The sequence below is a fragment of the Paraburkholderia sp. MM6662-R1 genome (assembly GCF_050436245.1).
Lineage (GTDB): Bacteria > Pseudomonadota > Gammaproteobacteria > Burkholderiales > Burkholderiaceae > Paraburkholderia > Paraburkholderia tuberum.
The window spans coordinates 562,764-581,450 of sequence record NZ_JBNDLV010000003.1 but is presented as its reverse complement, the minus strand read 5'-3'; the positions used below and the strand labels follow the sequence as shown (position 1 = coordinate 581,450).

General features: G+C 61.2%; 18 protein-coding genes and 1 pseudogene. 3 read left to right on the top strand and 16 right to left on the bottom strand.

The window, feature by feature from the left end; all coding sequences use genetic code 11:
* Positions 1-18: 18 nt before the first annotated feature.
* From OKW39_RS25330 to OKW39_RS25285, 10 genes are all read right to left on the bottom strand, one after another.
* Positions 19-867, bottom strand: coding sequence for an ABC transporter permease (locus tag OKW39_RS25330; RefSeq protein WP_429563951.1), 849 nt, complete (start codon positions 865-867; stop codon positions 19-21).
* A complete protein-coding gene (locus OKW39_RS25325) occupies positions 860-1,711 on the bottom strand; it encodes an ABC transporter permease (RefSeq protein WP_429563950.1) in 852 nt (283 codons plus the stop codon). Before OKW39_RS25325 ends, OKW39_RS25330 begins: the two co-directional genes overlap by 8 nt.
* A gap of 6 nt (positions 1,712-1,717) precedes the next feature.
* Positions 1,718-2,776, bottom strand: coding sequence for an ABC transporter substrate-binding protein (locus tag OKW39_RS25320; protein WP_187630303.1), 1,059 nt, complete (start codon positions 2,774-2,776; stop codon positions 1,718-1,720).
* A gap of 140 nt (positions 2,777-2,916) precedes the next feature.
* The gene (locus OKW39_RS25315; RefSeq protein ID WP_429359753.1) at positions 2,917-4,113 is read right to left on the bottom strand and encodes an ABC transporter ATP-binding protein; all 1,197 of its coding nucleotides are present in this window, start codon (positions 4,111-4,113) and stop codon (positions 2,917-2,919) included.
* On the bottom strand, positions 4,110-5,462 hold the full coding sequence (locus tag OKW39_RS25310) for an amidohydrolase family protein (protein ID WP_429563949.1): 1,353 nt from the start codon (positions 5,460-5,462) through the stop codon (positions 4,110-4,112). Before OKW39_RS25310 ends, OKW39_RS25315 begins: the two co-directional genes overlap by 4 nt.
* A 22-nt stretch (positions 5,463-5,484) precedes the next feature.
* Positions 5,485-6,327, bottom strand: a complete 843-nt coding sequence (locus OKW39_RS25305; protein ID WP_429359756.1) for an amino acid ABC transporter ATP-binding protein — start codon at positions 6,325-6,327, stop codon at positions 5,485-5,487.
* Between the two features lie 4 nt (positions 6,328-6,331).
* Complete coding sequence (locus tag OKW39_RS25300; protein WP_262421591.1) at positions 6,332-6,958, bottom strand: amino acid ABC transporter permease; 627 nt, start codon at positions 6,956-6,958, stop codon at positions 6,332-6,334.
* A 34-nt stretch (positions 6,959-6,992) separates the two neighbouring features.
* Positions 6,993-7,850, bottom strand: coding sequence for a transporter substrate-binding domain-containing protein (locus OKW39_RS25295; RefSeq protein WP_429563948.1), 858 nt, complete (start codon positions 7,848-7,850; stop codon positions 6,993-6,995).
* 94 nt (positions 7,851-7,944) lie between these two features.
* Positions 7,945-9,435: a dihydropyrimidinase gene (gene hydA, locus OKW39_RS25290; protein ID WP_429359759.1), complete on the bottom strand. Its 1,491-nt coding sequence runs from the start codon at positions 9,433-9,435 to the stop codon at positions 7,945-7,947.
* Entirely contained in the window at positions 9,432-10,160 is a 729-nt protein-coding gene (locus OKW39_RS25285; RefSeq protein ID WP_429359761.1) for a maleate cis-trans isomerase family protein, read from the bottom strand. Before OKW39_RS25285 ends, hydA begins: the two co-directional genes overlap by 4 nt.
* A 608-nt stretch (positions 10,161-10,768) precedes the next feature.
* On the opposite strand from OKW39_RS25285, the gene OKW39_RS25280 reads away from it, so the two are divergent.
* Positions 10,769-11,464 carry a GntR family transcriptional regulator gene (locus OKW39_RS25280; RefSeq protein ID WP_429563947.1) on the top strand — a complete coding sequence of 232 codons (696 nt, stop codon included), beginning with the start codon at positions 10,769-10,771 and terminating at the stop codon, positions 11,462-11,464.
* Between the two features lie 564 nt (positions 11,465-12,028).
* Here the strand turns inward: OKW39_RS25280 and OKW39_RS25275 are convergent.
* Genes OKW39_RS25275 through OKW39_RS25265 form a run of 3 tightly spaced genes read right to left on the bottom strand, consistent with a single transcriptional unit; the run spans position 12,029 to position 13,376 of the window.
* Positions 12,029-12,703, bottom strand: coding sequence for a DUF799 domain-containing protein (locus tag OKW39_RS25275; protein ID WP_429563946.1), 675 nt, complete (start codon positions 12,701-12,703; stop codon positions 12,029-12,031).
* Positions 12,700-13,059: a DUF4810 domain-containing protein gene (locus OKW39_RS25270; RefSeq protein ID WP_187630309.1), complete on the bottom strand. Its 360-nt coding sequence runs from the start codon at positions 13,057-13,059 to the stop codon at positions 12,700-12,702. The genes OKW39_RS25275 and OKW39_RS25270 overlap by 4 nt, the downstream gene beginning before the upstream one ends.
* Positions 13,060-13,061: 2 nt before the next feature.
* Positions 13,062-13,376 (bottom strand): hypothetical protein, encoded by a 315-nt coding sequence (locus OKW39_RS25265; RefSeq protein WP_187630310.1) that lies wholly within the window; start codon positions 13,374-13,376, stop codon positions 13,062-13,064.
* A gap of 81 nt (positions 13,377-13,457) precedes the next feature.
* On the opposite strand from OKW39_RS25265, the pseudogene OKW39_RS25260 reads away from it, so the two are divergent.
* Positions 13,458-14,676 (top strand): annotated as a pseudogene (locus OKW39_RS25260) (IS3 family transposase); the annotation flags it as partial.
* A gap of 146 nt (positions 14,677-14,822) precedes the next feature.
* Here OKW39_RS25260 and OKW39_RS25255 read toward each other — a convergent pair.
* From OKW39_RS25255 to OKW39_RS25245, 3 genes are all read right to left on the bottom strand, one after another.
* Positions 14,823-15,779, bottom strand: coding sequence for a CsgG/HfaB family protein (locus OKW39_RS25255; RefSeq protein ID WP_429563945.1), 957 nt, complete (start codon positions 15,777-15,779; stop codon positions 14,823-14,825).
* Positions 15,780-16,220: 441 nt separating this feature from the next.
* Positions 16,221-16,832, bottom strand: coding sequence for an RES family NAD+ phosphorylase (locus OKW39_RS25250; protein WP_429563944.1), 612 nt, complete (start codon positions 16,830-16,832; stop codon positions 16,221-16,223).
* Positions 16,829-17,236 (bottom strand): DUF2384 domain-containing protein, encoded by a 408-nt coding sequence (locus OKW39_RS25245; RefSeq protein ID WP_187630312.1) that lies wholly within the window; start codon positions 17,234-17,236, stop codon positions 16,829-16,831. The genes OKW39_RS25250 and OKW39_RS25245 overlap by 4 nt, the downstream gene beginning before the upstream one ends.
* A gap of 238 nt (positions 17,237-17,474) precedes the next feature.
* On the opposite strand from OKW39_RS25245, the gene OKW39_RS25240 reads away from it, so the two are divergent.
* Entirely contained in the window at positions 17,475-18,686 is a 1,212-nt protein-coding gene (locus tag OKW39_RS25240; protein WP_429563923.1) for a tyrosine-type recombinase/integrase, read from the top strand.
* Position 18,687 lies beyond the last annotated feature (1 nt).

Here is an 18,687-nt window from a genome sequence, read left to right as displayed (position 1 = left end):
GAACGTTAGCTGCAGGGGCTAGCGGAACTGCCGCGACAATCCGGCGAGCCGCTCCATCAGCAGCATGGAGATCAAGGTGACGACAATCAGCACGCCGGAGGCCGCAGCCGCCCGCACGTCGAGGCTGTCCTCGATGATGTGCCATAGGTGGATGGGCAGCACTTCTGAGCGGGCGTCCGACAGGAACAGCGACAGCGCGACATTGTCGAACGAGTTCATGAACGCAATGAACGCCCCCGACGCGATGCCGGGTACCAGCGCCGGCAGCACGACGCGGCGAAACGTGAAGCAGCCGCCTGCCCCGAGGCATTTCGAGCTGTCGAGTAGCGCTGGATCGAGCTGCGCGTAACTGGCCGACGTGGTGTACAGCACATAGGGCGCGCACAGGGCGATGTGTCCGGCGAGCAGGCTGTAGAACGACAGGCCGGCACTTTCCAGGTTGAACAAGATCAGGATACCCAAACCGAGCGCGAGTGACGGGATGGTCAGCGGTGCCATGAAAAAAGAGTCGAGCAGTCGCGCAGCGAGCGTGCGGCGGCGTGCCAGAGTGACCGCGGCCGCCACCGCCAGCACGGTCGCACAGGCGGTCGCGGCGGCGGCGAGCCTCAGGCTTAGCAGCAGGTCGTCGATGATCTCGGGCGAATCGAAGATCAGTGCGTGATACCACCTCAGCGAGAACCCCGGCGGCGGAAACTTCAGCGAGTAGCCCGACGTGAGCGAGGTTATCAGCACGATCAGCGTGGGCCCGATCAGCACCAGGAGTCCGATGCCGCCGATCGCTCCCATCACGGCATTGAACGACAAGCGCCCAGGCCGGGTGCGGCGCGTCGGCATGACCTGCGCCGCGGCGGCGGTGTATTTAGCCATGGACAAATCCCCGGGTCTTGCGGCCGAAATAGTTGAGCAAGGTCACGACCAGGAGCACGCTCAACAGCAAAATCACAGCGAGTGTGGCGGCAAATGGATAATTCTGCGTCTGGATCGCCTGCTCGTAGATGTAGAACGGCATGTACATCAACTGGCCGCCCCCGACCAGCGTCTGAACTACGAACGCGCTGACCGCGCCGGTAAATACCAGCAAGGTGCCGCTGAGCAGGCCCGGCATGGCGAGCGGCACCGTGATCTTCCACCAGGTGCACCAACTGCTCGCCCCCAACGCGTGCGATGCCTCGGGCAGGCGCGTGTCGAGCGACATGAGCGTGGTGACGAGCGGTAACACCATCAACGGCAATTCAATCTGCGCGAGCGACAGGATAACAGCCAGCGGTGTATACAAGAGCCGCACCGGTTCGCCCGTTCGCCCGAACGCCACGAGTAGCGCGTTGACCAGCCCTTCATTGCCGAGGATCACGACCCATGCAAACGTGCGGACCACCGAGCTGGTCAGAAGCGGCAGAAGAATCAGCACCATCAGCAGACGCCTCCACCGCGGCCGGCTCACCACGTACAGATGGGCGACGGGATAGCCAAGTACGATCGTCGCAAGCGTGGTTGCCACGCCCAGCATGAGCGTTTGCCAGAGGATGCCCCGGTTATAACTGTCGCCAAAAAACAGCAGGTATTGGCGCATGCCGAAATGCGTCATGGCGGTGTCGCTGTGCAGGCTGATCAACGCGACGAGTGCGAGCGGCACGCCCACAAACGCGACGAAGAACAGGCCCAGCGGCAGCACGAGGAGCCAGTCGCGTGACATCCGGTGGTTCGCGTTCATGATGCGTCAGGCCTTGACCAGACGGTTGAAACGGTCAATATACTCGGCACGGCGCGGGTTGATCCGTGCCCAGTCCACCTGTACGAACGAGGCCATTTCATTTGCGTTATGGGCGATGGCGGCGAGCGCTGCGCCGAACGGCACTTTCGTGTTGGTTGGCGCAACATAGTAAGGCGCAGCCGTCATCTGCTGCTGCACTTCTACACTCAGCGCGGTGTTGATATAGGTCGCGGCGAGATCCAGCGCCTGGGTGTTCTTCACGATATTCATCGTGCTGCGCACCATTCCCCAGTTGCTCTCCGGTCGCGCGAGCGCGATCGGTACGCCCTTGGCCTTGAGTGACTCGACGTTGTTGATGTAGTGGCACGCAATATCCACCTGACCTTGCTGGAACAGCGTGCCCAGTGCGCCGGGATTGGCAGCGACCGCGCCGACGTTGGGCATCAGGCGCTTGATGTAATCGAATGCCAGGTCCATGTGGTCTTCGTCGCCGCCGAGCATCTTGGCGAGCGCCACCATCCATACCGTGCCCAAGGTCGAGTCGAGACTCACGAGGCCGACGCGGCCCTTGAATTCCGGCTTAAGCAGATCGTTCCAGGATTTCGGCGTGCTCTTCACGCGCTCGGTGTTGTACGCAATGCCATACACCTGCGCGGACACATACGCGCCGAGGCCCTTCGGGTCGATGAAGTGAGCGGGCAGATTCGCGAGGTTCGGCACGCGGGCCGCCGGAATGGGTTCGAACACGCCTTGCGCGATGCCCTGCAGGTAGGGTCCCTCGTCCATCATGACCACGTCGAATGGCGGATTGTTGCGCGCGGCCACCAGTTTGGTCAGGGTGTCGAGCGCCTGGGAGGCAGTGAGCACGGCGTTGACACCCGCAGCCTTGCGAAACGCGGGCAACAGGATCTTGCGTTGTGACTCTTCCCACGCGCCAGGAAAGGTGGTGGCCGCGAGGGACTCGGAGGCAGCCATGGCAAGCGGGCTGCCGAGCGACAGGCCAACGGCCCCAGCCGCTCCCATCAGTTGCAGGAGCTTGCGACGTTGGTGATCGATCAGCGACATAGGACCTCCGGATGAACGGTTGAAGTGGATAGACGGGTGATAGGGAAGAGGGCGACGTGCACGCGCCGCGGACAGGATCGGCGCCGTACGGCGTCGCTGCCGCGCGCGCTCGGTTGGATAAAGACAGACGTGAGCATCCGCTAAACGCCGGCGGCGCCGTGCGTCGGCGCACTGAAGGTGCGCACCCGCGCATCCGGTTTGAAATCGAGCGCCACGCGCAGGCGTGGCTGCAAGGCGGCACCCTCGGCACGTGGGAGCGATATCTTCACGGGCTGCCCAGCATCGGTCTGCAGATCGACAACCAGCGTTGGGCCGATCGGCATGGCCAGTTGAACGGTAGCAAGCAACTGCCGCGCGTTGGCGCCAGGCTGTGGCAACTGCCAGTCCCATTGTTCGGGTCGAACCGCCAGCAACGCCGCGCCGGGATCGCGCCACGGGCCCGGCTGGGGAACGGACAGCACGGCGCCATCGGCGAACTCTGCCAGGCACTGGTTGCCATCCAGGCGCAGCGTCACCGGCAGCAGGTTTGCGGTGCCGACGAAGGTGGCGACGAACGAGGTGGCGGGCTGGTCGTAGATCGCGACCGACGTGTCGTATTGTTCGAGACGCCCGCGATTGAGAACCGCGACCCGGTCGGCCATGCTCATCGCCTCTTCCTGGTCGTGCGTCACCATCACGGTCGTGATGTTCAGTTCGCGCTGCAGACGTCGGATTTCGATCTGCATGTCGAGTCGCAGGTTTTTGTCGAGGGCCGCAAACGGTTCGTCGAGCAGCAGGATGCGGGGTTCGACGGCGAGTGTGCGGGCCAGTGCAACGCGTTGTTGCTGGCCGCCCGACAACTCGCGGGGATAGCGCTTCGCAAACGCATCCATGCGGACCATCTCGAGCATCTGCATGGCCTTGTGCGCGGCGTCGCGACGGGCCGCACCGTTGGCTTCCAGACCGTAGGCCACGTTCGCGGCCACCGTCATGTGCGGAAACAGCGCGTAGTTCTGGAAGACGATGCCCACACCGCGCTGGCGCGGCGCGAGGCTATCCACGCGTTGTCCGCCAATATGGACTTCGCCCTCGGACTGCACCTGCAGACCGGCGAGGATACGCAGCAGGGTACTTTTGCCGCACCCCGAGGGGCCAAGCAACGCAACCAGTTCGCCGGCCGCAACCTCGAGGGTGACGTCTTCGATGACGGGCACCGCTGCGAAGCGGTGTCTGATGCCGCGCATCTGCACGGCAGCACCAGCTTGTGAAGTGCTGGCGCGTGGAGGCGCAAATGCGGCGGCCGCGACGCCTGTGCCGCCGTGCTTCGCCTGCGAACCGATACTGTGCGGGGTGCTCATGCGCTGGCCCTTTTCCATAATTGCGCGGCGGCGTGTTGTGCGGCGGCGATGACCGCATCGGCGTCGCAACGGGTGGGAGCACCGCCGTCCACCACGATTTCTCCATCCACGATGACCATCTCCACATCGCGCCCGAGTCCCGTATGCACGAGCGTGCCCAGCGGATTCGGGTGCGGTGTCAGATGCGCGCGTCGGAAGTCGAATACGGCGAGGTCCGCGAGCCAGCCCGTCTGCAGCCGACCCAGTTGGTCGCCCAGGCCCATCGCAAGGGCGCCGTTATGGGTGGCCATCGCCAGCGCATCGGCGGGCTGCCAGTCGGGGGCGACCTCGTCCAACTGGATGCGCGCGATGGCCAGCGCCCAGCGCATGACCTCGGTCATATCCGCGTGCATGTTGTCCGTGCCGAGCGCGATGCGGGCGCCGGCGGCGCGCAGGCGCGGCGTCGGCGCCATCGTCCCCCCCGTCGCGTTGCCCTTTGGAATGTGTGCGACCGTAATCCCGGCGCGTCCGACGCGCTCGATGTCGCCGTCGTCCAGATACAGACAGTGCGCCGCCACCAACCGTTCATTGAGCAGTCCGACATTGTCGAGTAGCTGCGCCGGGCTTTTGCCCGAACGCCGTTTCACTTGCCCCACTTCAGTGCGGCTTTGCGCGAGGTGAGTTGTTACGCCAAGGTCATGCGCGCGTGCCGCATCGGCGATCCGACGCAGAAAGTCGTCAGAGCAGGTATCCGGTGCGTGAACGGCCAGTTGCACGCCCGTGCGGCCGTTGTGCTTGCGATGCCAGCGCGAGGCGAGCGTCAGTGCGTCGTTGAGCGTACGCTCCCCGGTCGCGGCATGGTATTCCCAGCGCCCGTTCGCCACGCCGGAGAAATCGACGTCGTGAAGGCGTCCGCATGAGAACACGCGCAAGCCAAGGTCGGCCATTGCCTCCATTGTGAGGTCGGCATGAACATAGCTATCGTTGATCAGCGTCGAGCCGAACAGCATCGCTTCGAGCGCGCCGAGACGAGCCAGCGCGACCGCTTCGTCCGGGCGCACGTCGTGGCCGTGCGGAATGCCTGGCGTGTACGCGGGCGCGAAGCCCAGATCTTCGGCTACACCGCGCACCATCGTCAGAATGGCGTGGGTATGCACGTTGACATAGCCCGGCACGATAAGGCGTCCGCCTAGCCGTCGCGTGGTACGCGCGCGCGTTTGCAGGCTCAGGTCCTGCGCGCGGCCGACAAAGGCAAGCCGGTTGCCGCGTATGCCGATGGCCGCGTCATGTAACACCGGCTGGGCGGGGTCCATCGTCACAACGGTGGCATCCAGCAACAGCAGGTCAAGGTCGACAGGTAGGGCAGTCATTAGTCAACTCATCCGGTTCAGTTCAGGTGTGCAGGTGCTGCAGGAAACGCTGGGTGCGTTCTTCGCGCGGACGGCCGAAAACCTCGCCGGTCGCGCCTTGCTCGACGATCGTGCCGCCATCCATGAAGACGACCCGATGGGCGACGTTGCGCGCGAAGCTCATTTCGTGTGTGACGACCATCATCGTCGTACGGGCTGCGGCGAGATCGCGCATGACTTCGAGGACTTCGTTGACCAGTTCTGGATCGAGCGCCGAGGTGGGCTCGTCGAACAGGATCATTTCCGGCTCCATCGCGAGTGCGCGGGCGATCGCCACCCGCTGCTGCTGTCCGCCTGACAGTTGCGCGGGTCGCTTGCCGACGTGCGGGGCAAGCTGGACTCGCTCCAACGCCTGTTGCGCGCGATCCCGAGCTGCATCGCGCGACAGCCCCAGCACGCGCTGCGGGCCCGCTGCGACGTTGTCGAGCGCACTCAGATGAGCGAACAGGTTGAAGCGCTGGAAGACGAATCCGAAACGGCTGCGTTGCCGGGCGAGTTCGGCCTCGGGTAGCGCACGGCCGTTTTCGGACAGGCCGATGCGCTGACCGCCGAGTCGGATCGTGCCGTCGTCAGGTTTCTCCAGGAAGTTGATACAGCGCAGCAGGGTGGTCTTGCCCGAACCCGAGGGGCCGATCAGCACCACCGTCTCGCCATGCCCCACTTGTAGCGAGACCGAGGGCAGCACGACCTTGTCGCCGAAGCGCTTATGCAGTTGCTCGATGGCTAGCAGCGGTGAACCGGCGGCTTCACGCTCGCGCGCAGCGGCGAGCGCCGCGGGTAGCTCGGGGGCGGTGATGATGGAAGACATGGTGGGACCAGAGTTCATGGAATCAGTATTGCGGCAGCCGCCGCTCGAGGTAGCGCGACAGCCACGCAAGCGCCGAGATCAATGCGTAGTAGTAGAGGGCGATCAGCAGGAAGATCTCGAACGGCGAGAAATATGTCGCTATGATTTCTTGCCCGGCGTGTGTGAGCTCGTACACGGAGATCGCAGAGAGCAGCGCTGAGCCCTTGATTAGTGAGATCAGTTCGTTGGTGAGCGGTGGCAGAATGCGCCGCCACGCTTGCGGAAAGAGCACATGCACAATGATCTGGCCATGGCGCATGCCGATCGATTGGGCCGCCTCGGTCTGGCCGCGATCGACGGACTGCATGCTCGCCCTTACGATCTCGCAGATGAACCCGCCGGCATTCAGGCTCAGTGCGATGACACCGGCCCAATATTCGTTGAAGTTGATGCCGATGACCGGCAGCGCAAAATAGACGAGAAAGATCTGCACCAGCAGCGGCGTGCCGCGCACGAAATCGACATACGCCAGCACCGCGATACGGACCGCCCTGAAGCGGCTAAGCGCACCAAAGCCCAGCGCGAAGCCGAGCACAATGCCGATCGCGATTGCCGCGAGGCAGACCTTCAGCGTAGCGAGCAGGCCGACCGCGAGAATCGGCATGGCCATGACAATAATGCTCCAGTCCATGGGCGCCGGGCTCTCAGGTAAGCGCCGGAATCGCGTCCGGCAAATTCATGTCGAATCCAAACCACTTCTGCTGCAGCGCATGCAGCGTGCCGTCGCTCCTGAATTTGCGCAGTTGCTGATCGATAAAGCCGATCAGCGCGGTGTCGTCGGTACGCGCCGCGATGCCTGCCCAGTTGTCCGCGCCGATACCCTTGACGATCGCGTATTTTCCTGGTGCATTCTTGAGCACGAGCGCGAGCGTCGGCAGGGTATTGAGCACACCGTCGACTTTGCCTTCGGCCAGCGCAATATAGGCGGCCGGATGGTCATCGAAGGTTTTCACTTCTTTGAAGCCCGCTCCGGCAGCCGCTTTCAATTGAGCGTCGAGCTTCGGCTCGAGCGTCTGACCCGGTGAACCGAGCTTGAGCCCCAGCACCTTGCCGTTCATCCCGGCAAGACTGGTCACGCTCTTCTGATCTGCTGCCCGAATCAGCAACGCCTGCGACGCTTCGACGTAAGGCACCGAGAAATCAACGTGTTTTTCGCGCTCGGCCGTATAGCTCAGACTGCTCATGACCAGATCGAACTTCTTCGTATAGAGCGACGGAATCACACCCGCCCAGACGGTGTCGACAAACTCCGCCTTGACGCCCAGATTGCAGCAAAACGCGTTGGCAAGATCGACGTCGTAGCCAATCATTGTGCCGCTCGCGTCGCGATAGGTCAGCGGCGGATAGGTCGCTTCACAGCCGATGCGCAGGACGCCGGACTTCTTGACCTCGTCAAGCGTGAGCCCGGCAGCCAGCGCAAAGCGGGGCAAACCGATCGACACCAGGGCCGCGCCCACGCCGGCACGGTGGAGGAATTGGCGACGCGAAAATCGTTCGGACATCAGGCTCTCCAGAGAAAATCAAGGTACCTACGAGTTAAGACAGCGTGCGAGACGCAGCGAAGTACGCAAGGAGCGCTACGCGGCAGAACCTTGCTTACCCGCGATAGACGGCGGGAAAGGCAAACCGCGGCAGCACCCGGTGAGCTTCGATACGCGGGTTCAACGGCCGGTGCGGCTGTGCGGGTTGCGGCCGCAGGGCCGGCAGAAACTCGCCGCGGCCGCGCGTGCCGCAGGGTTGTGAGCCGTCCCAGACCACCGCGCCGCGCGAAAGCGTCAGCGCTGGCCATGCCTTCATCCGCCAGCCCTCGTACGGCGTGTAGTCGACGTTGTGATGCAACGCATCGTTGGTGAGCGTGAAAGCTCGATCCGTATCCCAGATCACCAGATCGGCGTCGCCGCCGATCGCGATCGAACCTTTACGCGGATAAAGGCCGTACAGTTTCGCGGCGTTGGTCGCAGTCAACGCGACAAAGGCATGGATATCGATGCGTCCGTTCATCACGCCTTCCGACATCAGCAAGGCCATACGTGTCTCAATGCCGGGTATGCCATTGGGCACCTGATCGAAGGACGGGTTTTCGCCAGCTACCTGCTTGCCGTGCGGGCCGTCGTAGCGAAACGGGGCATGGTCGGAGGAGAGCACCTGAAACGTGCCGTTCACGAGACCGTCCCAGACGGCCTGGCGGTTTGCTTCATCGCGCGGTGGCGGGCTGCAGATGCATTGATATCCGCGTGGGCCGTCTTCGAGCATGTCTTCGGTGAGCAGCAGATAGTGCGGACATGTTTCGGCATAGACCGCGAGACCTTGGCCCTGCGCCCAGCGAATCTGCTCGATCGCCTCGCGGCCGGAGACGTGCACGATCAGCACAGGTGTGTCGACAAGTTGCGCGAGGCTGATTGCCCGATGCGTCGCTTCGCGTTCGACCAACATGGGGCGCGACAGTGCATGACCGATCGGCGCGGTGATGCCTTGTTCGAGCAATGCCTCGGTCAGCCACGCAATGCAATCGGCGTTTTCGGCATGGATCATCACCATGGCGCCGTGGGCGCGAGCCAGCGCCAGCAATTCGACCATCTGGCGATCGTTGAGCTTGAGCGCGTCGTACGTCATGTAGATCTTGAACGACGTGTAGCCCTCTTCGATCAGTTGCGGCAACTCCTGCTCAAGCACCTGCGGCGTGGGATCGGTGACGATGAGATGGAATGCGTAGTCGATGACTGCACGGCCGTCAGCGCGTTGATGGTACGTATCGATGGCCGCCCGCAGGGTTTGCCCCTTTTGCTGGCACGCAAATGGAATGACAGTGGTGGTCCCGCCGCAGGCGGCGGACACGGTGCCGCTCAGGAAGTCGTCGGCCATCACGCTGTCGTCACCGGTGTCCTGGTCCAGGTGACAGTGGCTGTCCACCCCGCCGGGGGTGACTAACCGCCCGGCCGCGTCGATCTCGCTGACGCCCGGGGCCAGTGCGCTGCCCAGCGCGACGATGCGCCCCCCGCGCACGCCGATGTCGGCGGCAAAGCGGTCGGCCGCGGTGGCGATATCCGCGTTGCGGATCACAAGGTCGAACCCCGCCGCGTCGCTCATGCGACCTCCCGGAACAAGCTCCCCCAGCCTTTGACACGCGATGTCTCGATGCCGGTCATCCGCAGCGCTTTCCAGACCACCGTCGAGATGGTGTCGTACACCGGAATGCCGAGCTCCGCTTCGAGCTCTTCGGCGAGCGGCGCGCCGCGCAAATTGGTGCAGAAAATCGTAATGGCGTCGGGTTTGCTTTTCGCGACGTCACGAGCCATCTCGCGCAATGTGTCCGCGCTGACTTCCGAAAACGAAAAATTGTCCTGCTTGTTCAGATGACGCTCGCCGACACATTCAAAGCCCGCGCCGCTATAGGTCGACACGACTTTCGCCTGCACGTCGTCGCGATACGGTGTGACGAGTCCAAAGCGACGCACGCCGGTCGTGGCGAAAATTTCGTTGAGCGCCAGCACCGAGGTGCATGCGGCAATGCCGGTGCGCGCGGTGATGCTGCGGCATAGACGCTCGTCCGCTTCAAAACCAAGCCAGCCCGATGACGTCCCGTTCCAGCCGATCACATTGAGCTTGGCGTCGGCAAGCAGCGTTGCTGCCGCGAGAATCTCCTCGTCGTCGAACTGTGCCAGCGCCTGCTCGGACATCGCGATCTGGGTCACACGGAAGCGGCCGAAATGCGCGCTGACGTCTGGCACGCCCGAAAGTATCGTCGAGGTGACCGGTTCGAGAACCGTGTTGGAAGATGGGGTCAACATGCCAATCAAAGTGCGTTGCGTCATGATTTCCATATCAGGGGTAGCCTTCTGGCAAGCAGGGCTGGAAGGGTGCTTGCTCGACGCTTGATGACGCAATCTTTATGCCAACATAAATAAGTGTGTTTGTACTCAAAAAAAAAGAAAATTGTATGCAATCGCATGTCTCGATCAGATGGTGCTCCCGGCCGGTTTTTGGTCGCCTCAAACTGAGCCAGCGCATGGGGACCGCGACGAAATGAACGGCCGCAATAGTTGCATGAAGATGGTGCGCGCCCGCACCAAATTGGGATTGATGAGCTCGATCAGAGCGCACATCGCGCGGTGCGTCTTGCTCCAAGATCGCAATGCATATTTATAAATTGTTGTATACAAAGTAGTTACCAATTCATTTGGTCGCGCGTCGCTTCACGCCAGATCTCGGACAAGTATCCGCACACGAAACACAAGTCTGAACGACCGCACGATGAGGCGGCGCATTGCACGGTTGGCCTTGTGGGACGATCGGAGTACGCTGCGCGGCGATCAACCAGGCATAGTGACGCGGCGAATTTATGTGCACAAAAACGCTCGCGATTGTTCTATCATCGATTTATTTCCCAGCTGCGAGAAACACTTTGAGCCGAGCCTCCGTCATGCCTGCCAGTAAGAGTGTCGCGTCCAAAACGCCGTATACCAACGAGGAAATCTACGGACGCATCCAGAAGGCCGTGCTTGAACATCGCCTTGCACCCGGCACCAAGTTGATCGAGGAGCGGCTGGCGGAAGTCTCGCGTGTGAGCCGAACGAAAATCCGGGAAGTACTCAACAAGCTTGCGCATGAGGGGCTTGTCGAGCTGGTGCCGAATCGCGGGGCCTTTATCGCAAGTCCGAGTGTCCAGCAGGCACGGGATGTGTTCGTCACGCGGCGTATCATCGAACCGGAAATGGTCCGGCTCCTGAGTCGCACCGCCACGTCCGCGCAGGTACGCGCGTTGTACAAGCACGTGCGGCAGGAAAGCGATGCGCGCAAACAGAATGACCGGCCTGCGATCATCCGGCTGTCCGGCGAGTTCCATGTACTGATCGCGGAGATGATTGGCAACGAAATCCTGCTGCGGATGATGCGTGAACTCGCTCCGTTGACCTGTCTCGTCATCACCCTCTATGACAAGCCCAACGCACCGGCGTGCCCGCATCACGAGCACAGCGAGCTGATCGATGCGATCGAAGCGCACGATGAAGCGCGTGCCGCCGCATGCATGCTGGAGCATCTGCAGCATATCGAAGCGACGCTGAACTTCGATGAGGTGAAGGACGCGTCGGCGGATATCGAGGCGATCTTTTCCTGAGCAGGCGAGGCTTCGCGTCGGCGCCGGTTGGTCGAGACCGTTGGTGTTATCAGAAAAAGGCATGTCTTGATGATCGCGTCGCGCATCGCGAGGTTAAGGGTCGGCTTCTCGTAGACCCTTGCTTTGCACGTGTCGACGACAATCTGGCCAAGTCACCAATTTCAACAAATCCGGAGAGTCCAATGCCTGTTTTTATGTCCAGGCTGGTTTGAACGAGCCTGAGGCCTTCACCGAACCTGATCGAACGTCAGAGGCGGGCCCGACTACGGGCATTCGAATTTTCTGGTAGCGGTCATTCGCGGCAACCCGCGCGCCACTTTGGTGAGCGACTGCTCTGGCCGACCAATTGTCCTTGAGTGGCCGTACCGAGCGTCTGCCGGGCTCCGATACCTGCCTTTTCACCTCTGACGGCTCGACCGCGGACAACGGGTCGGCTACGACGTCCCGCAACAACTTCGCGGATATAACGCATTGCGCGGAAGAAGTTTAATGGTTGTCCCACCTCGAAATTGTTCCCGGGTTTGCTCTCGCGGGAACATTCATTCTCGAACGGCGCCAATCGTCTCAGAAAGTCGCGCCGTCAGACTTGTAGTGACCGTCATAAGGGCCAGCGGGCAGTCCCTGGCCGGCTTTATTGACGGAGATCGCGTTTGCCTGTTGAGCCAAGGGGACGTAGTTCGGCTTCGCCTTGGCGATCGCCGCCGTGATTGCCGCTACTATCAACGTCGCAAGCGGGTTACCCGCGTTTGCGGCTTGCGGCGAGTAGACCATGGTCTGTCTGTGCGTCCACAGAGTTTCGCCAGTGGTGCCGCTCTTCAGCGCATAGCTGAGATCTACTGTCACCGATGTCGCGAGAACCGCATACTTCGCATCCCACCGGTTGATGGTGATGTACATTACCGAGTCTGCACCGAACATCTTGCCCAGAACGGTCGGATCGTTGGCGTGAACGAGATCCGCGTCACCGAGCCCATCATCCTCCATGACTCGCTTCGTGAGGTTCAGCGGAAAGACGTAGTAGCCGCGCTCTGCCAACGGCCGGCTGATCGTTGACAGAAAATAGTCTGGCGCATCGATATCGACGCTGCGGTTGATCGCTGGCACAACAAGAATCGAATGCGGATCAGCATGCCGGAACGTTGTGTAATTGTTGTGGACGGGAACTGGCGCGCACGCTGCCATCGCAACTACAGACGTTACGGCGAGAGTGAGCTTCAGGAGGCGGTTTGCTGCGCTCATTGCTTCGTTTCCTTCGTGCTGGAGGCAACCCTGATCATGGTCGTCATGAAGACGGTCGACTCAGGCCAGGCTGTCTTCTCCTTTTCGAAGAAGACAGCAGCTTGCTTCGAGTCACCGGACTCAAGTAAGACTTGACCATATTCAGCGTAGATTCCCGGAGGCACCTTCTTCCCCGATGCCTCGGCTTTGCTGATCGTATCAGCCAGGTGTTGAGCAAATGCCGCAGTGTCGCCTGGCGTCTTGTAGTGTTCGTACAAGGACGACTCGTAGTTTCCCCAGGCGTATTTCGTCTGAGGAGCACAGGCAGCGGTCATTCCGGCTACCGTGAGCACGACTGCAAATTTCCAGACTTTCATTGTTATTGCCCTCCAGTCGTTACGTCCACTGCGACCGCTTCTCCGCTGGCAGCCAGGATTCTTTTCTTTGTCAGCACCGCGTTGCCGTGACGCACTTCAACGGAGTGCGGGCCTTCCTCAATAGACATCACGCCGTTGACTCCGTTGTACTGGTTCGCTGGTCCGATCAGCTGCCCGTCGAGCACGAGTTCGCTGTCGCTCGGAGCGCCGACAAGGCTAAGGGTTGGACGAGCGCTGCCCGAAACGACCTGGCTATGGGGCATAGCGCAGCCCGCGAGGGCAACGGCAAGCGTTGTCACGCAAATGGATCGCATCATTTGTTGGTTACTCGGCTACGAAGAGAGTGAAGTTGACCCGCAAAAACGGACATCTATCCTTTGGAGAAGGAGGTGCCGATTATGGCCAAGCATCGTACCCCGTACCCGGCGGAATTTCGGGCGCAAATGGTCGGGCTGGTGAAGGCCGGGCGCAGGCCGGAGGAACTGGAAAAGGAGTTCGAGCCGACTGCACAGACCATCTACAACTGGGTGGCGCAGGCTGATCGCGACACAGGTGTGCGGCATGACGGTCTGACCACAGCCGAACGCCAGGAGCTCACACGGTTGCGTCGCGAAGTCCGGCAACTGAAGATGGAGCGCGACATACTCTCTCACGCGGCAGCCTGGTTCGCGAGGGAGACGGGATCCATTCCACCGAAGGGGGGTACGGATTCATGAAAGCGAACCGGGCCCGCTGGCCCATCGCGATGATGGCACGGCTGCTCGGCGTCTCGACGAGCGGCTATTACACATGGCTGGTGCGGGAGCCCGCGATGCGCACGCGTAGCGATGCGCAACTGCTCGCGCATATCCGCACGCTCCATGCAAGCTCGCGCGGCACGTATGGGGCACCGCGTATTCATGCGCAACTCGCGCGCGAAGGCATACACGTGGGGCGCAAGCGGGTGGCGCGCCTCATGCGTATGGCGGGTCTGTGCGGGGCAAGCCGGCGGCGCTGGCCGCGCACCACACGGCCACGCGCAGGCGCCCGGCGTGCGCCTGATCTGGTGCGCCGGCACTTCAGTGCCGAGGCGACAAACGTGCTGTGGGTCGCAGACGCGACCTATGTACCCACGGGTGAAGGATTCCTCTATCTGGCGGTTGTGCTGGATGTATTCAGCCGTCGCGTCGTCGGCTGGGCGATGTCCAGCCATCTGTACACCGAACTGATGTTGCGGGCGTTTGACATGGCGTTGCAGCAGCGACGCCATGACGGTGTGATTCTACATTCCGATCAAGGCTGTCAAGGCGGATTCAACCGGTCGTTGCAACACCTCCTCGATCAAAGGTGTTGCAACGACCGGTTGAATCCGCCCAATACACCTCCATTGCCTTCGGGCGGCGCTGCCGAGAAGCCGGCGTACAACCGTCGATGGGGACCACCGGCGACGCTTACGACAACGCGATGTGCGAGTCATTCTTCGGCACGCTCGAAGCCGAACTGCTCTGTCGCGAACACTTCGCGACCCACGAACAGGCAAGGCGGCGTCTGTTCTCGTTTCTGGAGAGCTGGTACAACATACGCCGCCTCCACAGCAGCATCGGCTACTGTTCGCCGCTCGAATTCGAAAACCTGCATGCGCAAGATCAAAGCTTATCGTCGCGCGGGTTGCCCACCGCCGGGCAGCGTCGTGGTCTTGACAGGCGACCCGCCGCCCGGCCGTGGACAACCTGCGATTTGATCTTATCGGGAGGTGCCACACCGCATTAGACTCAACTGCAAATCTATCCGTCGAACCGGGTCAACCTCAGAGATTTGTCTTTCGTGACGGCCCCGCTTGTCACAAGGGCCACAGAGCCTTCATTCACTTCGCTGTCGCCAAAATTCGAAGTCACGCGAATGGTCGCGATGGGAGTCGCGGGCAATGTGATCGTGAAGCCCGTTTGCCCGCTCTGAATCGACTCGCCCGCCTTGTAGACGTGGAGAGTTGAACCGGGCTTGATGCCTTGCAGCGCGCCGCCGCTGATGTAGACGATAGAGCCGTCTGCCTTGAGGATGTCAGACTTCCAGGGGCGCTCCTTGAGCTTGGTCATCATGCGGCCGATGACGTCGGAGATCGCAGCGGAGATTGCTTTGTCATTGAGCGAGCCGTCGTAGTCGGCGCGACTCCCGAATCCCGCGATCTCTCCCGACTCGGTGGAAGCTTCGCCGGTACCGGAGGCAGAGAAGAAGACATATCCTGTCTTGACATCGACCAGTCGGAGTTCGACTTTCGCATGAGCATTCTGAACCTTCGTCGCGCTCAGGAAGCCCGCCTTGCCTGTGGTGCTGCGACCAAACTCGGTTACCGAGCCCAGAATCAGCGCGTCCACACCGATCAGGCCCGCGTCTTTCGAAAGAGATTGTTCGGCGGCCACCTTCGCAATATCGGGGCGTTCGAAAACGAGAAACTGCTTTGACGCCACCAGGCGGCTTGCTAGGATGTCGCTGGCCTGCTTACCGAGTGGATCAAGATTTGCATCGGCGACGAAGGTGCGGCCATAGCGGGTTTCGTTGCTGAAACGTCCGATGGCGATCTTTCGTTTAACCGCCGCCTCTTCGTCAGTCACCAAGCTGACGGCTTGTGCTGCCTGTTGCTGGGTTCTGGGAGTGGGCGCCTCCTTGACTTGAGGAGGCGTAGATACGGTTGCGCAGGCCGCGAGCATCGCACCCGCTGCGCTGATGGCTAGAGCTTTTTTCATTGTTCCCCGGAGACCACATCTAGTAAATTTTTTCCACAGTCTATGGTTACATTCAGTTACAAGCAAGCGTGTCGTGTCCCGATTTGACGGGAAATACAACAGTGCGGAAAGGCTAAGAAGCCTCCCGGCCGTCAATCGGTCTTCGGCCGACACATTCTTTTAGAGGCTGCCCATTGAAGACGCTCGAGTGGAAATCTCCGCATTAGATAGCCGCTCCAGAACAGGCCACGATAAGGATACTGGTTGATCGAATGGCCGCATGAACCAAGAACTGCTCGAAGTGATCCCTGCCGCGCAAGTGGGCCAAGTTACGGGCGCTACGCTACGTTGTTGCAAGCGGGACGCTGGTCGTGGCCAACCGAACCATCGGTGGCCGTCGGGGCTCTTGGAGCGGTCGTAAGGAAAGGCCGACTTTGGACGGTTGCAGTGAGTTCTTGCCTCTCAGTTCGCCGGTCGGACCTGGCTGGAGCGATATCGAGTGCCGTCGGTTTGCAGCGCCATTAGGAGGAGGGAGCCATATGCTGTACGGCCTTCTATCCACGACGACTGATCTCGGGGAAGCGCGCGCTGCGGGTCGTACACCTCAAGCCGGTCTGTCGACCCGAGCTCATCCACGTAGAGAACCAGGTTCACACCCTCCGGCGACAGACGTGACCTGAACATGATCCCTTTTGCACCGGCAGCCACAACTTCGTCACCAAGTACCCAGCTCGGCGGTTCGACGCGCTGATTAAACCGGCAACCACGCCAGTCGCAATAAAAGTCTTCCCACAGCGCAGCCCATTGGCCGGCCCGACACCCACCGGTGAAATCGACGACAGAATCGATGGTCAGCTGGTAACTGACGAGCGTGCCGGGCGGCATCAATGGCGAGACCTGCTGATATTCCCGTATGGCAGTGTTGATATCCAGCGCAAGATAGAGGGCGGAAAGTCCGATGCGGTTTGCCCGTCCTCCATGCTTGCCCGCGCCAGCGCCGCTCGTAGGTGCGACCGCCCACTTGGGCGAGTGCATCCGGTAGGCCGTGATGCCGGAAATGGCGGCGAGGATCATCCTGCCGCGCCTGCTTCCAGAGATGAAACGTAGCGAAGGAGGTCGTCAGTCCGGCCATCGGAAACCAGTTGCTCCGCCGTCTTGTAGTCAAATACAGGCAACGGTTCATTCCTGTACCAGAACAGGGCCTGGCTCACGTCCCCACAAATGTCCGTCGCTGCACGGATAACACGGAGGGCTTCGCGCAGAAACCGCTGGACGCTTTCCGAGGCGGGCTGACGACTGAGCGTATTGCGATGCACATGCGCCTGCTGGGCCAGCGTCTGCAGGTCGATATGCAGGGCCTCACCGAAGCGACGGGCGGAGACGACCGGCGCGGGACTGTCCGGGTCACGCAGCGATGCCATAAACTGTTCGAAGCTGGCGCCTGCGGTCGGACTAATGAGAACGGGTTCCGGGTTCATCTCGATACTCCGTGCACAATATGTGCACAATATTAGCACGAGGGTCGACATCGCGGGTGACAGGCTCCGCGCGGTCGCGAATCTTAGATTTGACATAATATAATTTATCACCAGGACTGGTATGTATGAAGCCGTTGCGTGGAAACGGCTGAAATCCGTACTCGCAGGTAACTGTCACACAACAGATGGTAGCTTTTGCCGTTGCGTTTGCTGACGGATGGCTTCCGTGTTTCGATACTTGGATGATCCCGATCTTCCGTTGTTGCTCCGTGGCCCGGTGCTGGTTGACGACACCGGGTTGCCGCGTTACTGGGCTGAAGTCTGGTCGACAATGTCGTCGTCTCGATTGGCAGCGTCCACGCATACAAAAAAGCTCCGGTATCTCGAAAACCTGTATCAGCATGCAGTCGGAATCGGCGGTCCGAATGCTCTGGACGACGCGCTGGCAGCGCTGGACGACCAGGCGCTGGCTGAAATTCTCGAGTCGTGGTTCGTTTCGATCCGCAATCAGTCCGTCGTGACCGGCGCCGACGAAAAGCGCTGGCAAACGGGACTGGAATTCGTCTCGTCCGTGGTCACCTGGCTATCAAAAAGCGAGGCCTCCAATGACCGGCTAAGGCGGATTGAGCAGCGGCTACACAGCCTTGCCGGGCTCTACGGCCAACTTCATGTTCGCCGTGACAATCCGGTCGAGATGGTGCGCTCGTTGCCGGCCAGCACTCTGGAGGCGCTGTACCTCTTGCTCGACCCGAATTCCCGGCAAAATCCGTTTGCACGCGAGCGCACACGCTGGCGTGTCTTCGTCGCCTTCGTGTTGATGTTGCATCAAGGGTTACGCCGGGGGGAAGCCTTGATGCTGCCGGCTGATGCGGTGAAAAGCGCTTACGACCGCCGGCAGCAGCGCACGCGCTACTGGCTCAATGTCCACGACAACGGGTACGAGGATGCGGAGGTTGACCCTCGCTACTCGAAACCGGGCATCAAGAACGCGCATTCGGTCCGGCAGGTTCCTGTTAGCGAACTGACGGCCAGTGTGGTGCAACGTTACGTGGAAAACTATCGCGGCCGGCCGTCTCATTCCTATCTGCTGAACTCCCAGTTCGACACACCTCTGTCGACTGAAACGCTGACCAAGACATTCGCCCTGATATCTCGCTGCCTGCCGGCCGAAGTACTCGCTGAGTTGAAGGACCGTACTGGCAAGCATGCGATAACGCCTCATGACCTGCGTCACACAAGTGCCGTCGTCAGGCTGCAGCAGTTGCTTGAGCACGGCGATGCGATGGATGAGGCGATTCAGAAGATGCGAACGTTCTTCGGCTGGTCCAAGACCTCCGCGATGCCGTCCCGATATGCGCGCGCAGTGTTTGAGGACAGACTGGCTGGCGTCTGGAATGACGCCTTCGATGACCGGGTTGCGTTGCTTCGCGCCTTGCCTCGCAGGAACTGAT

Bases quoted from the DNA above. Each gene is read 5' to 3' on its own strand.
- OKW39_RS25330 (WP_429563951.1), bottom strand. From the start codon at position 867: ATGGCTAAATACACCGCCGCCGCGGCGCAGGTCATGCCGACGCGCCGC.
- OKW39_RS25325 (WP_429563950.1), bottom strand. From the start codon at position 1,711: ATGAACGCGAACCACCGGATGTCACGCGACTGGCTCCTCGTGCTGCCG.
- OKW39_RS25320 (WP_187630303.1), bottom strand. From the start codon at position 2,776: ATGTCGCTGATCGATCACCAACGTCGCAAGCTCCTGCAACTGATGGGA.
- OKW39_RS25315 (WP_429359753.1), bottom strand. From the start codon at position 4,113: ATGAGCACCCCGCACAGTATCGGTTCGCAGGCGAAGCACGGCGGCACA.
- OKW39_RS25310 (WP_429563949.1), bottom strand. From the start codon at position 5,462: ATGACTGCCCTACCTGTCGACCTTGACCTGCTGTTGCTGGATGCCACC.
- OKW39_RS25305 (WP_429359756.1), bottom strand. From the start codon at position 6,327: ATGAACTCTGGTCCCACCATGTCTTCCATCATCACCGCCCCCGAGCTA.
- OKW39_RS25300 (WP_262421591.1), bottom strand. From the start codon at position 6,958: ATGGCCATGCCGATTCTCGCGGTCGGCCTGCTCGCTACGCTGAAGGTC.
- OKW39_RS25295 (WP_429563948.1), bottom strand. From the start codon at position 7,850: ATGTCCGAACGATTTTCGCGTCGCCAATTCCTCCACCGTGCCGGCGTG.
- hydA (WP_429359759.1), bottom strand. From the start codon at position 9,435: ATGAGCGACGCGGCGGGGTTCGACCTTGTGATCCGCAACGCGGATATC.
- OKW39_RS25285 (WP_429359761.1), bottom strand. From the start codon at position 10,160: ATGACGCAACGCACTTTGATTGGCATGTTGACCCCATCTTCCAACACG.
- OKW39_RS25280 (WP_429563947.1), top strand. From the start codon at position 10,769: ATGCCTGCCAGTAAGAGTGTCGCGTCCAAAACGCCGTATACCAACGAG.
- OKW39_RS25275 (WP_429563946.1), bottom strand. From the start codon at position 12,703: ATGAGCGCAGCAAACCGCCTCCTGAAGCTCACTCTCGCCGTAACGTCT.
- OKW39_RS25270 (WP_187630309.1), bottom strand. From the start codon at position 13,059: ATGAAAGTCTGGAAATTTGCAGTCGTGCTCACGGTAGCCGGAATGACC.
- OKW39_RS25265 (WP_187630310.1), bottom strand. From the start codon at position 13,376: ATGATGCGATCCATTTGCGTGACAACGCTTGCCGTTGCCCTCGCGGGC.
- OKW39_RS25255 (WP_429563945.1), bottom strand. From the start codon at position 15,779: ATGAAAAAAGCTCTAGCCATCAGCGCAGCGGGTGCGATGCTCGCGGCC.
- OKW39_RS25250 (WP_429563944.1), bottom strand. From the start codon at position 16,832: ATGATCCTCGCCGCCATTTCCGGCATCACGGCCTACCGGATGCACTCG.
- OKW39_RS25245 (WP_187630312.1), bottom strand. From the start codon at position 17,236: ATGAACCCGGAACCCGTTCTCATTAGTCCGACCGCAGGCGCCAGCTTC.